Source organism: Reyranella sp. GW821-FHT12G01, assembly GCF_058806575.1.
On sequence record NZ_JBXAPV010000001.1, the window covers coordinates 471,544 to 485,742 of the forward strand.

10 protein-coding genes and 1 riboswitch are annotated in these 14,199 nt (G+C 66.1%); of the genes, 4 read left to right on the forward strand and 6 right to left on the reverse strand.

The genetic code is table 11. The features are described from left to right. Both AC1RP5_RS02235 and AC1RP5_RS02240 read right to left on the reverse strand, forming a co-directional pair. Positions 1–999, reverse strand: a complete 999-nt coding sequence (locus AC1RP5_RS02235) for an FAD binding domain-containing protein (RefSeq protein WP_493108936.1) — start codon at positions 997–999, stop codon at positions 1–3. Beyond that, entirely contained in the window at positions 996–1,634 is a 639-nt protein-coding gene (locus tag AC1RP5_RS02240; RefSeq protein ID WP_493108937.1) for a 2Fe-2S iron-sulfur cluster-binding protein, read from the reverse strand. The genes AC1RP5_RS02235 and AC1RP5_RS02240 overlap by 4 nt, the downstream gene beginning before the upstream one ends. A gap of 92 nt (positions 1,635–1,726) precedes the next feature. Here AC1RP5_RS02240 and AC1RP5_RS02245 point away from each other — a divergent pair, with 92 nt between their 5' ends. From AC1RP5_RS02245 to ku, 3 genes are read left to right on the forward strand one after another with little or no spacing between them, the layout of a single operon-like run. Further along, complete coding sequence (locus AC1RP5_RS02245; RefSeq protein ID WP_493113275.1) at positions 1,727–3,823, forward strand: catalase; 2,097 nt, start codon at positions 1,727–1,729, stop codon at positions 3,821–3,823. 3 nt (positions 3,824–3,826) lie between these two features. After that, complete coding sequence (gene ligD, locus AC1RP5_RS02250; RefSeq protein WP_493108938.1) at positions 3,827–6,454, forward strand: DNA ligase D; 2,628 nt, start codon at positions 3,827–3,829, stop codon at positions 6,452–6,454. A gap of 4 nt (positions 6,455–6,458) precedes the next feature. Beyond that, positions 6,459–7,361, forward strand: a complete 903-nt coding sequence (gene ku, locus AC1RP5_RS02255; protein ID WP_493108939.1) for a non-homologous end joining protein Ku — start codon at positions 6,459–6,461, stop codon at positions 7,359–7,361. Between the two features lie 2 nt (positions 7,362–7,363). Here ku and AC1RP5_RS02260 read toward each other — a convergent pair whose 3' ends face one another. From AC1RP5_RS02260 to AC1RP5_RS02275, 4 genes are all read right to left on the reverse strand, one after another. Continuing rightward, positions 7,364–8,143, reverse strand: coding sequence for an ABC transporter ATP-binding protein (locus AC1RP5_RS02260; protein ID WP_493108940.1), 780 nt, complete (start codon positions 8,141–8,143; stop codon positions 7,364–7,366). Then, positions 8,140–9,096 carry a FecCD family ABC transporter permease gene (locus AC1RP5_RS02265; RefSeq protein ID WP_493108941.1) on the reverse strand — a complete coding sequence of 319 codons (957 nt, stop codon included), beginning with the start codon at positions 9,094–9,096 and terminating at the stop codon, positions 8,140–8,142. Before AC1RP5_RS02265 ends, AC1RP5_RS02260 begins: the two co-directional genes overlap by 4 nt. Further along, a complete protein-coding gene (locus AC1RP5_RS02270) occupies positions 9,093–9,896 on the reverse strand; it encodes an ABC transporter substrate-binding protein (protein WP_493108942.1) in 804 nt (267 codons plus the stop codon). The genes AC1RP5_RS02265 and AC1RP5_RS02270 overlap by 4 nt, the downstream gene beginning before the upstream one ends. A gap of 99 nt (positions 9,897–9,995) precedes the next feature. Next, positions 9,996–11,909, reverse strand: coding sequence for a TonB-dependent receptor plug domain-containing protein (locus AC1RP5_RS02275; RefSeq protein ID WP_493108943.1), 1,914 nt, complete (start codon positions 11,907–11,909; stop codon positions 9,996–9,998). Positions 11,910–11,993: 84 nt separating this feature from the next. Next, a riboswitch (cobalamin riboswitch) is annotated at positions 11,994–12,195 on the reverse strand. 143 nt (positions 12,196–12,338) lie between these two features. Here AC1RP5_RS02275 and mnmG point away from each other — a divergent pair. Continuing rightward, entirely contained in the window at positions 12,339–14,198 is a 1,860-nt protein-coding gene (gene mnmG, locus AC1RP5_RS02280) for a tRNA uridine-5-carboxymethylaminomethyl(34) synthesis enzyme MnmG (RefSeq protein WP_493108944.1), read from the forward strand. The last annotated feature ends 1 nt before the right edge of the window (position 14,199 follow it).

Consider the following 14,199-nt stretch of genomic DNA (forward strand, 5'->3'; position numbering starts at 1 on the left):
TCAGCCTCCCGCCTTCGCCAAATCGCCGAGCGCGCTCGCGACGCTGCGCCGGGCCAGATCGATCTTGAAGCCATTGTGCTTGCGGCCGACCGCGCCCTTCAGCGCTGCGCTCGCGGCCGCCTCGAAGGCGTCCTCGTTGACGGACGCGCCGACCAGACCGGTCTCGGCTTCGCGCGCCGGCCACGGCTTGTGGGCGACACCGCCCAGCACCAGCCGCGCCTCGCGTACCTTGCCATCCGCCACGTCAAGCAACGCCGCTACCGAGACCAGCGCGAAGGCGAAGGACGCGCGGTCACGGACCTTGCGATAGACCTGCTTTCCGGCGGGTGGCGGCGGCAGGATCACGGCGCTGATGAGTTCTCCCTCGGCGAGCGTCGTGTCCTTTTCCGGGGTCGTGCCGGGCAGCCGGTGCAGATCGGAGACCGGCACGCGGCGCGCCTTGCCGGCCGGCGTCTGGATCTCGACCTCGGCATGCAGCGCGGTCATGGCGACGGCCATGTCGGAAGGATGCACGGCGATGCAGGTGTCGCTGTCGTTGCCGACGACACCCAGGACCGCATGCATGCGGTTATAGCCCAGCAGGGCCGAGCAGCCGCTGCCGGGCACCCGTTTGTTGCAGGGCTTGGAGACGTCATAAAAGTACGGGCAGCGCGTGCGCTGCAGGAGATTGCCGGCCGTCGTCGCCTGATTGCGCAATTGGCCAGAAGCGCCGTTCAGCAGGGCGAGCGCCAGCATCGGGTAGCGGGTGCGCACGTGATCGTCGGCTGCCAGCTCTGCGTTCGTCACCAGCGCCCCGATTGAGAGACCGCCGTCGGAGGTCTCGGTGACGGTGCGCAACGGCAGGCGCGAGACGTCGACCAGATGGCGCGGTCGTTCGACATCGACCTTCATGAGATCGAGCAGGTTGGTGCCGCCGGCGATGAATCGCGCGCCGGGCTGGGCAGCGGCCTGGACCGCGGAAGCGACATCATCGGGCCGCTCGTAGGTGAAGCTCCTCATGTCGAGCCTCCCTTTGCTTCCATGATGGCGGCAACGATGTTGGGATAGGCCGAGCACCGGCAGATGTTGCCGCTCATGCGTTCGCGCACCTCCTCCACCGACACATTCGATGCAGCCGTGATGTCGCCGCTCACGGCCGAAGGCATGCCGTGCTTGATCTCCGCCAGCATGCCGACCGCCGAGCAAATCTGGCCCGGCGTGCAGTACCCGCACTGGAAGCCATCATGTTTCACGAAGGCGGCCTGCATCGGATGCAGTTCCTGGCCGCGCGCCAGGCCCTCGATGGTGACGATGCGGTCGCCGTCGCGCTGCACGGCAAGCGACATACAGGCATTCAGGCGCGTGCCGTTCACCAACACGGTGCAGGCGCCACACTGGCCATGGTCGCAGCCCTTCTTGGTACCGGTCAGTTCGAGATGATCGCGCAGCGCGTCGAGCAGGGTCGTGCGGGAATCGAGCATCAGTTCGCGCGGCTGTTCATTTACGGTGAGCCTGACTTTCACGGTCCCGACCGGCGGTACGGTCGAATCGCGAGCTCCGGCGGGCTGAGCGGCGAGTTCGCGTCCGAAGGCGGCGGTCGCCAGCGACGCCATGCCCAAGGTGCGGCGGCTGATCGGGTGAGGTGTGTCGGTCATTCCTCACGAACGGCGATCGCGACAGTGCGTTGCAACGACTCACAGAAAGCCCCGTTCAGCGCGCGGCTTTTCTCAAGAAAATGTGAGGCGGTATCGTGCGGAAACCCAAGACTGCGCCCAGGTCCAAGGCCCGTTCATCGGAAGATCGCCCGGGCGGCGAGACCCACCAGACCACAACATCTGCCAACCAGACGCTGACGACCAACCAGGGCGTCGCGATCTCCGACAACCAGAATTCGCTGAAGAGCGGCGCGCGCGGGCCGACTCTGCTGGAAGACTTCGTGCTGCGGGAGAAGATTCAGCACTTCGACCACGAGCGGATCCCCGAGCGCATCGTGCATGCGCGTGGCAGCGGTGCCCACGGCTACTTCCAGCCGCTGAAGAACCTCTCGCGCCTGACCAAGGCCGCTTTCCTGCAGGACCCGAAGAAGACCACCAAGGTCTTCGTCCGCTTCTCGACGGTGGCTGGCGGCGCCGGTTCGGTCGACACGCCGCGCGACGTGCGCGGCTTCGCCGTGAAGTTCTACACCGAGGAAGGCAACTTCGACCTCGTTGGCAACAACATCCCGGTCTTCTTCATCCAGGACGCGATGAAGTTCCCGGACCTGATCCATTCGGTGAAGATGGAGCCGGATCGCGGTTTCCCGCAGGCGGGCTCGGCCCACGACACGTTCTGGGACTTCGCGTCGCTGATGCCCGAGAGCATGCACATGCTGATGTGGGCGATGTCGGACCGCGCCATTCCGCGCTCGCTGCGGCATATCGAAGGCTTCGGCGTTCACACCTTCCGACTGGTCAATGCCCAAGGCGACTCGACCTTCGTGAAGTTCCACTGGCGGCCGAGCATCGGCGCGGCCTCGACCCTGTGGGATGAGGCGGTGAAGCTGGCCGGTGCCGATCCGGACTATCAGCGGCGCGATCTCTGGGAAGCGATCGACAATGGCGACTATCCGGAATGGACGCTGTCCATCCAGGCATTCGACCAGAAGACCGCCGATGAACTCGACTTCGACATCCTCGATCCGACCAAGCTGATCCCGGAGGAGGTCATCCCCCTCACCCCGATCGGCCGCATGGTGCTGAACGAGAATCCGGTGAACTTCTTTGCCGAGACCGAGCAGGTGGCGTTCCATCCCGGCCATATCGTTCCCGGCATCGACTTCACGCCGGACCCATTGCTGCAGGGCCGCCTGCACTCCTATCTCGACACGCAGCTTAGCCGCCTCGGCGGGCCGAACTTCCACGAGATTCCGATCAACAAGCCGGTCTGTCCGATGCGCAACTTCCAGCGCGACGGTCACATGCGCATGGCGGTGCCACCCGGCCGGGTCGCCTATGAGCCCAACTCGCTCGATCCCCAGAGCCCGCGCGAGAATCCGGTCCGCGGCTTTACGAGTTTCCCCGATCCCAATTCGGGCCCCAAGACCCGGGAGCGTCCGGAATCTTTCGCCGATCATTACTCACAGGCGCGCCAGTTCTGGCGTTCGATGACGCCACCCGAGCAGGGCCACATTGTGAGCGCCTTCACCTTCGAGCTGAGCAAGGTCGTCACGGTCGCGATCCGTAAGCGCATGCTGGGCCATCTCGACCTGATCGAGCCGGAACTCGGCAAGCGGGTCGCGGCGGCCATGGGCATGGCTGGCGAGGCCGACACCATCACCCCGGCCGTGCCGCCGCGTGACGATCTCGATCCCTCGCCCGCGCTCAGCCTCATCGGCAAGGCGCCGAAGACCATTCAAGGCCGTACCGTCGCGGCGCTGGTCACCGACGGCAGTGATGCCGGCGCGATCCAGAAGCTGCGCCAGGCGCTGAAGAAGGAAGGCGCGCAGCTCAAGCTGGTAGCGCCGAAGGTCGGCAAGCTGAAGGGCGGCCTGGTGCCCGACATGCAGCTCGACGGGGCACCTTCGATCCTGTTCGACGCCGTCGTCGCGCTGCCGTCCGAGGCGGGTGCCGCGGAGTTGGTTGGTGTCGCCGGCGCCATCGACTGGCTGCGCGATGCTTTCGGTCACCTGAAGGCGATCGGCTTCAACGAAGCCGCCTCCCCGATGCTGGAGAAAGCCGCGATTGAGCCGGATGCCGCGATGGGCATCGTGCCCTTGGATGGCAAGAATGGCATCGAGGCCTTCATCGCGGCGGCGAAAAAGCACAAGATCTGGGATCGCGACAAACTGGTGCGCCCCCAGCGGTGATCCATGCGGAAGGACAGCCTCGCCCCATATCGCGCCAAGCGCGACTTCACCCAGACGGAGGAGCCGTCGGGCAAGGCGTCCGTCCCGAAATCGAAGCAGCTGCGTTTCGTCATCCAGCGTCATGACGCGACGCGGCTGCACTACGATTTCCGCCTGGAACTCGACGGCACGTTCAAGTCGTGGGCCGTCACCAAGGGACCGTCGGTCGATCCGACGGTCAAGCGGCTGGCGGTCGAGGTTGAGGATCACCCACTCGACTATGGCGACTTCGAAGGCACTATCCCCGAAGACCAGTATGGCGGCGGCACGGTCCAGCTCTGGGATCGCGGCTACTGGATTCCCGAAGGCGACCCGCACGAAGGGCTGAAGCGCGGCGATCTCAAGTTCTCTCTGGTCGGCGAACGGCTGGAAGGAAGCTGGGTGCTGGTCCGCATGAAGTGGGACCGCAAGGGTGGCAAGAGTGGCGGCCGCACAAATTGGCTGCTGATCAAGCATCGCGACGCCGCTGCGCAAGAGGGCGACGACGACAAGCTCCTGAAGGATCCGAAGTCGATCGCTTCGGGCCGTACCCTGAAGGAGATCGCGCTGGGCACCGGCAAGGCGCCCAAGCCCTTCATGACTAGCAAGAAGCGCAGTGCTGGCGCTGTCTGGCAGAGCAACAAGAAAGATGGCGGCGACGGCGCTTCGGCACCGAGGAGCAAGGCCAAGCCGAAGAAGGTCGCGTCGATGCCGCGCTTCGTCGAACCGCAACTGGCCAAGCTGGTCGAGCGTGTGCCGGGCGGCGCGGGTTGGGCGCACGAGGTGAAGTTCGACGGCTACCGGCTGCAGCTTCGCGTCGAGGATAGAGAGGCGAGGCTTCGCACGCGCAAAGGCCTCGACTGGACGAAGAAGTTCTCGGCCATCGCCAAGCAGGCGAAGGGGCTACCGGATTGCATCCTCGACGGCGAGACGGTGGCGCTGGACAGTCATGGCGCGCCGGACTTCGCCGCGCTGCAGGCCGCGCTCTCGAACGATGCGTCGGAAGACCTGATCTTCTTCGCCTTCGACCTGCTGTTCCTCGAAGGCGAGGATCTGCGGCCGCTGCCGCTGTCGGAGCGCAAGACACGCCTGAAGGCGCTGCTCGACGGGATGAAGGGCAAGCATGCCGGGCTGCGCTATGTCGATCACTTCGAGACGGGCGGCGATGCCGTGCTGCAATCGGCCTGCCGTATGCATCTCGAAGGCATCGTCTCCAAGGAGCTGGACGCGCCCTACAAGTCGGGCCGTGGCGGAAGCTGGACCAAGGCCAAGTGCCGCGCCGGCCACGAGGTGGTGATCGGCGGCTGGACCAGCGAGGGCCGCCGTTTGCGCTCGCTGCTGGCGGGCGTGCATCGCGGCGAGGGCAAGGACCGCAAGCTGGTCTATGTCGGCCGGGTCGGCACCGGCTTCGGCGAAAGCGTGATGCGCTCGCTGATGCCGAAGCTGCGCGCGGTGGCGAGCAAGACCAGCCCCTTTGCAGCAGGTGCCAGTCCGCCGAAGGAAGCCAACATGCATTGGGCCAGGCCCGACCTGGTCGCGGAGATCGAGTTCGCCGGCTGGACCGGCGCCGGCAATGTGCGTCAGGCTGCCTTCAAGGGATTACGCGGCGATAAGCCGGCCGACGAGGTCGAGGCCGAGGTCGCGGCCGATCCGGAGAAGACCAGGATGGCCAAGCCCGCGCCGCGCAAGACGAAAGCATCCGTGTCGTCCGGCAAGGCCGTGGTGATGGGCGTGTCGATCTCCCATCCCGACAAGCCGCTCTGGCCCGACGAGAAGCCGCCGGTCACCAAGCTCGAGCTGGCGGAATACTACGAGGCGGTGGGCGACTGGATGATCGACCATATCGCCGGCCGCCCCTGCTCCATCGTGCGTACGCCCGACGGGATCGACGGCGCGCAGAAGTTCTTCCAGCGCCATTCGATGCCCGGCTCTTCGAACCTTCTCACGGAAGTGAAAGTGGCGGGCGACAGGAAACCCTATCTGCAGATCGACCGTGTCGAGGGGCTGGCCGCCGTGGCGCAGATGGGCGGCACCGAGCTGCATCCCTGGAATTGCCAGCCGGGCAATCCGGAATTGCCGGGCCGGCTGGTGTTCGATCTCGATCCGGCGCCGGACGTGAAATTCGCGGCCGTGATTGCCGGCGCGCGCGAGATCGCGGCACGCCTGAAGAAACTGGGACTCGTGCCCTTCTGCAAGACGACAGGTGGCAAGGGCCTGCATGTCGTCGTGCCGCTGACTGACGACAGGAAGAGCCCGGACTGGGACACGGCCAAGACCTTCGCGCGCGAGATCTGCCGCCGCGTCGCCGAGGACGAGCCCGATCTCTACGTGCTCAACATGGCGAAGAAGGAACGGACCGGCCGCATCTTCCTCGACTATCTGCGCAACGATCGCACCGCCACCGCCGTCGCGCCGCTCTCGTCCCGCGCCCGCCCCGGCGCCACAGTGTCGATGCCGATCGAATGGACGCAGGTGAAGGCCGGTCTCGATCCGATGAAATACACGGTGCGCACCGCGCCCGCGTTGCTGAAGCGGAGCAAGCCGTGGAAGGACTATGCGAAGTCGGCGAAGCCCCTGCGCGCCGCCATCGAGAAGCTCGTGAAGTCGGAGTAAAGCCATGGCCAAGCACAAAGCGATGCGTCCCACTTGGGAGGGCCATCTGCGCCTCTCGCTGGTGACCTGCCCCGTCGCGCTCTACACCGCGACCGAGCGCAGTGCCGACATCCATTTCAATCTCATCAACCCGAAGACCAACAACCGCATCCGCATGCAGTCGGTCGATGCCGGTACCGGCAAGCCGGTCGACCGGGCCGACCTGGTACGCGGCTTCGCCGTGTCGAAGAACAAATATGTGCTGCTCGACAAGGAGGAACTCGACGCGGTGCGGCTGGAATCGACGCGCATCCTCGACATCGAGGAGTTCGTCGATGCGTCGGAGATCGATCGCATCTACTGGGACGAGCCCTATTATCTCGCGCCCTCGGGCAAGACCGGTATCGAGGCTTATTCGGTGATCCGTGCCGCCATGGCGAAGCAGAAGAAGGTGGCACTCGGGCGTGTCGTGATGCACCAGCGTGAACGCATCTGCGCGCTGGAGCCGCGCGACAAGGGCATCCTGCTCACCACGTTGCGCACCCACGACGAAATCCGCGGCACTTCCGCCGTGTTCGATCGCAGCCTGCCCAAGCCCGACGCCCGCATGTTGCAGATCGCCGAGAAGATCATCGAGCAGCAGGACTCGAAGTTCGATCCATCGCGCTTCAAGGATCGCTACGAGGACGCATTGCGCGAGTTGATCGCCAAGAAGAAGAAGGGCCAGCCCGTCGTTTCCGAGGCGCCGGAGGAAGACGATGAGAAGGTCGTCGATCTCATGGAAGCCTTGAAGCGGAGCCTCAAGGGCGGCGGCGGTCCCTCGCGCGACAAGGCCGACCGCTTCCTGGAAGCCCATGAGCGCAAGAAGGCGAAGCCCAAGGCGAAGAAGGCGCGGCGCAAGACGGCGTCACGCAAGCGCGCGGCTTAGCGTCAGCCGCGCCTTTCCCACGCGACCGGCTGCACCACGCCGTCGACCATGAGGTGGCGGAAGGCAACGCCGTAGGCGGCATCGATCACCCCGGAGGCGAGCGCGACGGCGGGCGGCCCGTCGGCCGTGATGGTGCGATTTGCCAGGACGACGACCCTGTCGGCGAAGCGCGCTGCCAACCCGAGGTCGTGCAGGACCACGATCACGCAGGCGCCGCCGGCTGCTTCGTCACGCAGGATCGTCATGGCTTCCAGCGCATAGGCGGGATCGAGGCTGGCGACCGGTTCGTCGGCGAGAAAGATGGCGGCCTCGGTGGCTAGTGCGCGCGCCATCAATAGACGCGCCCGTTCACCCTGGGACAGCGTGTCGATGGAGCGTTCGGCCAGGCGCATGCCGTCGACCCGCTGCAGGGCACGCTCCACGGCTTTTGCGTCGGTGTCGCGGGTTGCATGGTTGAGATTGGCGCCGTGCGGCAGCCGGCCGAGCGCGACCAGATCGCGGGCGCGCAAGGGCCAGTAGGCCGACGCCGCCTGCGCCAGATAGGCGATGCGCCGGGCCCTGATGCCGGGATCGAGCGCCGACAAGGGCTTGCCGTCCAACTCAACCGTGCCGGACGCCGGCGCATCGAGGCCTGCGAGATGGCGCAGCAGGGTCGTCTTGCCGGCGCCGTTGGGGCCGACGATGGCGGTGACTTTGCCGGCGGCGAATTCGACGTCGATGCGATCGAGGATCGGCACCTCGCCGCGGCGGCTCACCAGCGCCCGGGCGGCGATCGCGCTCATGCGGCGAGCCAGGCGGCGCGGGCCTTGCGCACGGCCCGCACGAGGAACGGTGCGCCGACCAGCGAGGTGAAGACGCCGAGCTGCAGCTCATAAGCCGTCGGCAGGAGACGCACGATGATGTCGGCGCCCAGCACCAGGGCTGCGCCGACCAGCATCGAGGGCACGAGCGTCGCGCCGGGCCTGAAATCCACCCGTGACCGGACGAGATGCGGCGCGATCAGGCCGACGAAACCGATGACGCCCGCCACGGAAGTGGCGGCGCCGACCATCAGCCCGACGCCGAGGGTGAGCCGCAGGCCGAGCGATTTGGTGTCGGCCCCCAGGGTGCGCGCGGTGTCTTCGCCGAGCGACAGGGCATCGAGCCAGCGCCCTGCGCCCAGGACGATGGCCGCGCCCGCGATCATGAACGGCGCGGCGATGGCCAGGTGGCGCAGGTCTCGATCGACGATCGAGCCCGCGAGCCAGAGCGAGATTTCCTGGTAGGCGAAGGGATTGGGCGACAGCGCCAGCACCAGCGAGATCAGCGCCGCGGCGATGGCGTTGATTGCCACGCCCATCAGCAGCAGCGAGACCGTCCCCGTCCCGGCACGGACCGCGCCCATCAGCAGGGCGACGGCGATGGCCGCGCCGGCGATGCCCGCCAGCGGAAGGGCCAGCGCGAAGGCCGCGGCGAGGCCGCTGTAGAAGGCGCAGACAGCGGCGAAGCCCGCGCAGGCCGACACGCCGATCACGCCGGGCTCGGCCAGCGGATTGCGCAACCAGCCTTGCAGCACCGCCCCGCTGAGGCCCAGCACGCCGCCGATCAGCAGGCCGAGCGTCGCGCGCGGCACCCGGAGCTCCCAGACAATGGCCCAGCCGACGTCACTGCCCAGCCGCCAGGGCCACCAGGCCGGACCGATGGAGAGCGACAGCAGATAGAGCGCCGCTACCAACAGGACGAGCCAGCGATTCACCGGCGCGCCTCCGCCAGAAGGCGCATCACCTCGAAATTCTCCGGACCGGCGCAGACCGCGTACTTGGTCGGCACCGACACGAGCCGCGACTTGCCCGCCAGGGCGACCAGCGCGTGGTGGTCGACGAACTCGGTGGCGCGGGCGGGATTGGCATTGGAGGCGCCATCGAGCACCAGCAGGTCGGGCTGGCCGGCGAGCACGGTCTCGAGCGTGAGGCGACCGAAGGCCGGGAGACCGAGCTCCGATGCAAGGTTGCGGTAGCCGGAGAGCCGCAGCAGCTCGTCCATCAGGCTGCCCTTGCCCGAGGTGCCGCCATTGGCCTCGAGATAGACGGCCCGGCCAAGAGGTGCGCCCGTCCAGGTGAGCTGGCTGCGTTGCGCACGCATGCCGGCGATCAGGGTCCGGCCGGCCTCCTCGCGGTCTAGCGCCGTGGCCATCTGTTCGATGACTCTCTCGGCGTCGTCGATCGAAGAGGCAAACGGCACTTCGAGCAGGCGCACGCCGGCGCCGCGCAGCAGGCGCTTGATTGGGGCGTGCGAGTCCCGGTCGAAGATCACGAGATCGGGCCGCAAGTCGAGGATGGCTTCGACGGATTCGCGCACCGGCGTGACGGCGGTCGCCCGGTCGGCCAGCACCGACAGGCGGCGGTCGAGCGACAGGTAGCTCACGCCCACGAGCTGGCCGGGCGCGGCCAGGCGCAGAGCCACCTGGTCGAGGCAGAGGTTGAGCGTCACCACGCGTTGCGGCGCCTGTGCGGCGGCCGGAGTGGCCGTCGCCAGAAGCAGGCCGGCGAAGCCCATCAGGCTTCGGAGGAGCGCTCGTGTCGTCACAGCGGAGAAGCTACGCCACCGGCGAAGACTTGCAGCAAGTTTCGCCGGCGGCGCCGCCGGATCGCTCCCTCAGAACCTCGCCTTCACGCCGAAGAAGGCCTGGAAGTATGGCGCCTGGAAACCCTCGGGCTCCTCGTACACCGTGTTCAGCACGTTCTCGGCGCGGGCAAAGAGCTGTACCGACGGGATGACGTCATACTGGGCGGTGACGCGCAGCAGCGTATAGGGCGACGGGCTCATCAGCGCGCCGGTGGTCGCGTTGAAGTCGTAGCGGTTGTTGACCTGCAGCACGCCGATGCCGAACATCGTGTTGTCCCACGGCCGCACCTCGGCGCGGACGTTGAAGACGTCCTGCGGCCGGCGCACCAGCGGCTGGTTGCCGCTGACGTTGCGCGCGATGGTCAGGGTGTAGTCGCCGTAGAGATCGAGCCACTTCGTCGGGCTGATCTGGATGAAGCCTTCGAAGCCCTCGCTCTGTGCATCGGTCACGTTCTGCAGCGAGGTGAACGGCGGCGGGCACTGGATGAGATTCGAGTAGCTGTTGAGGAAGTAGGTGGCGCCCACCTTCATCTTGCGATCGAACAGGCCCTGCTCGACGCCCATTTCGTAGCCGCGGCTGTACTCAGGCTGGATGTTGCGGTTGCCGCCGCAGAACGGTCCGGGCCCGTAAAGCTCGAACAGCGACGGCGCCTTGAAGGCCGTTCCGTACGACGCCTTGAACTTGGTGTCGGTCGGCGCCCACAGATAGGACGCACCGACGCGCCACGTGCCCACGCTTCCGAACGTGTCGTTCATGTCGACGCGCCCGCCGATGTTGAGGTTGAAGCCCTCGAAAGGGTTGAGGCGGAGCTGACCGTAGATGCCGGTCTGGGCCATCGTGCCCCAGGACTCGGTGAACGGGGTGAAGGTGCCGATGGTGTTGCTGTAGGCCCACTGCCGGTCGTAATCGATGCCGCCGATCACTTCGATCTGGTCGGTGACTTTGACCAAATTCTTGAAATCGGCCTGCAGGCGACGGCCGTTGAACCAGGTATCGGTCGCGAACGGGAACAGGTTCTGCGGGCTGGCATAATCGAGATCATGCCGCGAGATCGTGCTGTAGTTGATGCCGATGACCGGCTTCCAGCGGCCGTCGAAGTAGGATCCTTCGATTTCGCCGCGCGTGTAGAACTGCGACGTGTAGCCGTTGGCGTTCGGATCTTCCTGGCCGACCTGATCGTAGTTCAGCTTGGTATCGATGTAGCGGCCGTAGAAGTTGAATTGGGTGGTGTCGCTGATCTCGTAGCCGAGACGCGCCGCGAGCGTGATGTTGCGGTAGGGATCGATATCGACGAAGCCGCCGTTCGGCGTGAAGCGCGCCGGCACGGGCGTGTCGTTGGGGCTGAACGTCCCGGCGAAGGTCAGGTTGTAATTGAACTTTCCTTCGCTACCACGAACGTAGGCGCCGCTGTTGCTCTGCAGGCGCGTTCCGAGTTCGGTGAAGGCCGCGCCGTTCATCTTCCCCTTGCCGGCCTTGGTGACCATGTTGATGACGCCGCCGATCGCCTGGCTGCCGTACATCGTGCTCATCGGGCCGCGCACGATTTCGATGCGGTCGAGATTTTCGGTCAGGAAGTGCGCGAAGTCGGCCGCGCCATTGGCCGACGAAGGATCGTTGGCGTTGATGCCGTCGATCAGCACCAGGACGTGGTTCGAATTGGAGCCGCGCACGAAGACGTTGGTCTGCGTGCCGGGGCCGCCCGACTGTTGCACCGAGACGCCGGGGACCGTCCTCAGGACCTCGGCCGCCGTGCGGAGCTGACGGCGCTGCATCTCTTCCTGCATGACGACCGTGTAGCTGGACGTGATCTTGTCCGGGTCGGTCGGGAAGCGGTCGGCGGTGATGACGGTCGTGGGCATCATGCCGTCCGGCTCCGTTTGGGCGAGCGCCGCCGAGGGCGCCAGCAGGGCCAGGAACAAAGCGATACGACGGAACGGCGTCATCAGACGGTCTCCCCAAAACAGCAACACGCACATGGCGCGTCACCGCTCGGTTGACCGTCCCGTTGGATTGTCCCGTCCATCGGAAGAGCGACGCTATCGCCGGCAGGTCTTCTGGCTCGCGGGTCACGGCTCCTGCCCGTCTTCCCAGACCTTGCCGGTCCAGTGACATCTGGGCATTCGCTCGCCGCTTACAGCTGCGGGTACAGCTGCCGATTGGCCCCCGAGGAGGCGCCACGGCATTCCCTGTTAGCCTCCGTTAAGGAGGACCGTCGATGCGGCGATCGGTAAAGCAGGCCGGTGGACCGTGCAACTGCGGTCGAAGGGTCCGGCAAATTGACCGGTCGTCTGCGGCATCTGCGCTACACCCATGGCTCCCTCGTCTGTGGATGATCTGGACCGGGCCCGACCCGGAGGCGTAAAAGGCCGGCCATGCGGGCCTTTTCATATGACGTGATCGTGGTGGGTGGCGGCCATGCCGGCTGTGAAGCCGCGGCCGCGTCGGCTCGCCTTGGTGCACGCACCCTGCTTCTCACCCATCGGCTCGAGACGATTGGCGAGATGTCGTGCAATCCGGCGATCGGCGGATTGGGCAAGGGGCACCTGGTCCGCGAGATCGATGCGCTGGACGGGATCATGGGCCGGGCGATCGACCGGGCTGGCATCCAGTTTCGGACATTGAACCTGTCCAAGGGACCGGCGGTACGTGGTCCACGCGCGCAGGCCGACCGCAAGCTCTACCGGCAAGCCGTTCAGGCCTTGCTGGCCGAACAGGCCAATCTAGAAATCCGAGCCGAGGCGGTTGCGGATATTATTCTGGATACAAGCGGCACGTGTGCCGGAGTGGTCACGGAATTGGGCTCTGAAATCAGCGCCGGCCGCGTGATCCTGACCACGGGCACGTTCCTCCGAGGCCTGATTCACAAGGGCGAAACCAAGATCCCGGCGGGCCGGGTGCGGGGCGACGGAGTTGAAGAACCGTCCGTTGCACTCGCCCAGACGTTGCATCGCCTTGGATTCAAACTGGGACGCCTTAAGACGGGAACACCGGCCAGGCTGGACGGCCGCACGATCGACTACGCCTCACTGGAGCAGCAGGACGGCGATGACCCGCCGCAGCCGTTTTCGTACCTCACGGATCGTATCACCACGCCGCAGGTCCCCTGCCACATCACGACCACCACGGCGGCGACCCACGAGCTGATCCGGGCCAACCTTCATCGGGCGCCAATGTACTCGGGCCAGATCGAGGGCATCGGCCCGCGCTACTGTCCGTCGATCGAGGACAAGGTCGTCCGGTTCGGCCAGCGCGACCGGCACCAAATTTTCCTGGAGCCCGAGGGGCTCGACGATTTCACGGTCTATCCGAATGGGATTTCGACCTCGCTGCCGGAAGACGTACAGCTCGCGATGTTGCAGACCATCCCGGGTCTGGAGCGCACAGTCATGCTCCGGCCGGGCTATGCCATCGAATACGATCATATCGACCCGCGTGAGCTGACCGCGACCCTGGAGACTCGTCGTATCCCGGGCCTCTATATGGCCGGCCAGATCAACGGGACGACCGGTTACGAAGAAGCCGCCGCCCAAGGTCTGATCGCCGGGTTGAATGCAGCGCTGGCAAAGCCGTTCGTTGTGGACCGGGCGGATGGGTATCTGGGTGTGCTGGTCGACGACCTCGTCTCATTGGGCGTGACCGAACCCTATCGTATGTTCACGTCGCGCGCGGAGTATCGGCTCTGGCTTCGGGCAGACAATGCCGACCAGCGCCTGACCCCACGGGGCCTGGAGATCGGGTGCGTCGGGTCGGCCCGAGCGGAAATGTTTCACGTGAAACATCGGACCTTGCAGGCCGCGCGCGATTTGGCTTCCGGCCGGAAGATCAGCCCCTCGGCTCTGGCGAAGCGTGGCATCACCATCAATCAGGACGGTGTGGCGCGTTCGGCCCTCGACCTGCTCGCCTATCCGGAAATCGACTGGGCTCGGCTCGTCGTCCTCTGGCCCGAGCTTGGCGGCGTGTCCGGTGAGGTTGCCGAACAACTCACGATCGACTCACGGTACGAAGGCTACCTGACCCGGCAGCGGGGCGACATCGAGGCCTATCGCCGGGACGAGGCTCTGAGTCTCCCGCCCGATCTCGACTACGGTGCCATCGGGAGCCTCTCGACTGAGGTTCGGCAGAAGCTCGAAGCCAACCGGCCTGCCACCCTCGGCCAGGCGGCTCGTATCTCGGGGGTGACCCCGGCGGCGCTGATCGCTCTCCTGAAGCACGTCCGACGGCGAGCGGCCTAGG

Bases quoted from the DNA above. Each gene is read 5' to 3' on its own strand.
- AC1RP5_RS02240 (WP_493108937.1), bottom strand. From the start codon at position 1,634: ATGACCGACACACCTCACCCGATCAGCCGCCGCACCTTGGGCATGGCG.
- ligD (WP_493108938.1), top strand. From the start codon at position 3,827: ATGCGGAAGGACAGCCTCGCCCCATATCGCGCCAAGCGCGACTTCACC.
- ku (WP_493108939.1), top strand. From the start codon at position 6,459: ATGGCCAAGCACAAAGCGATGCGTCCCACTTGGGAGGGCCATCTGCGC.
- AC1RP5_RS02275 (WP_493108943.1), bottom strand. From the start codon at position 11,909: ATGACGCCGTTCCGTCGTATCGCTTTGTTCCTGGCCCTGCTGGCGCCC.
- AC1RP5_RS02260 (WP_493108940.1), bottom strand. From the start codon at position 8,143: ATGAGCGCGATCGCCGCCCGGGCGCTGGTGAGCCGCCGCGGCGAGGTG.
- AC1RP5_RS02235 (WP_493108936.1), bottom strand. From the start codon at position 999: ATGAGGAGCTTCACCTACGAGCGGCCCGATGATGTCGCTTCCGCGGTC.
- AC1RP5_RS02270 (WP_493108942.1), bottom strand. From the start codon at position 9,896: ATGGGCTTCGCCGGCCTGCTTCTGGCGACGGCCACTCCGGCCGCCGCA.
- mnmG (WP_493108944.1), top strand. From the start codon at position 12,339: ATGCGGGCCTTTTCATATGACGTGATCGTGGTGGGTGGCGGCCATGCC.